1 pseudogene is annotated in these 959 nt (G+C 71.0%); it reads right to left on the bottom strand.

Going from position 1 to position 959, the window contains the following annotated elements:
- A pseudogene (locus F6Q13_RS17910) lies at positions 1 to 959 on the bottom strand (UvrD-helicase domain-containing protein); the annotation flags it as partial.

Genomic DNA, 959 nt, shown 5'->3' with positions numbered 1-959 from the left:
CGACGTTGTCGCCGGTAAAGACCTCCGGGATGCCCGCCGCGGCCAGTGCGTCCCGGCACGCCCGCGCGTCCACGTGCTGCTCGACGATCACCGCGATGTCTCCGGCGCCGACCGCACGGTCGCCATAGGTGGCGCCGCCGGCCAGCAGCGCCCCGATGTCGGCGGCCAGGTCGGCGGGAATGTGGCTGCGCAGCAATCCGATCGGCACATTGCCGGTGTCGGCGTAGCCGAGTGCAGGGCGTTTGACGACGCGCAGCCGAAACGGCGCGTTGTGCGGCGCTCCGGCCAGCCGGTGCCCTTCGTGGTGGGCGTCGACGTCGTGCACGACGATCTCGCCCGGTCGCTGCGCCAGTTGACGCCCAGCGTGTAGCGGGCATCGGCGCCGCGGGCGGCCTCCAGGTAGGTGTAGATGTCGCCGCCGCGGAAACCGTAGATCGCCTGTTTCGGGTCGCCGATCAGGATCAACGTCGAGTGGCCGCTGAACGCGCGGCCGAGCACCGTCCACTGGATGGGGTCGGTGTCCTGAAACTCGTCGACCAGCACGATCCGCCAACGTCCCCGCATCCGCTCGCGGGCCGGCGAGTCCTGCGGCTCAAGGGCTGTCGCCAGCCGGGTGAGCAGGTCGTTGAAACCGAGGATGCGCAGCCGGCGCTTGCGGCGCTCCAGCTCGTCGCGCACCGCGGCGGCAAAGCGCAGCCGGACGCCGGCCGCACTGTCGGGGTCCGGCTCGATCGGCCGCCAGTGTGCGCACGGGTCGTTGACGACCGCGCGGGCAAGATCGAGCGCCTGCTTGCGGGTCAACACCGGGTCGTCTTCGGCGCGCCCGAACTGCGCGAGGTAGCGGTCGTCGACGATCTCGGTGACCAGGTCGTCAAGATCTTCCACGAGCCTGACATCGGCCGCGGTGTCACCGGCCACACCCAGCGACCGCAGCACCGAGCCGCAGAACTCGTGCGTGG

This window comes from Mycobacterium sp. (assembly GCF_008709575.1).
Classification (GTDB): Bacteria; Actinomycetota; Actinomycetes; order Mycobacteriales; family Mycobacteriaceae; genus Mycobacterium.
The sequence above is the reverse complement of the archived record's forward strand: the minus strand, read 5'-3'. Positions and strand labels throughout refer to the sequence as shown.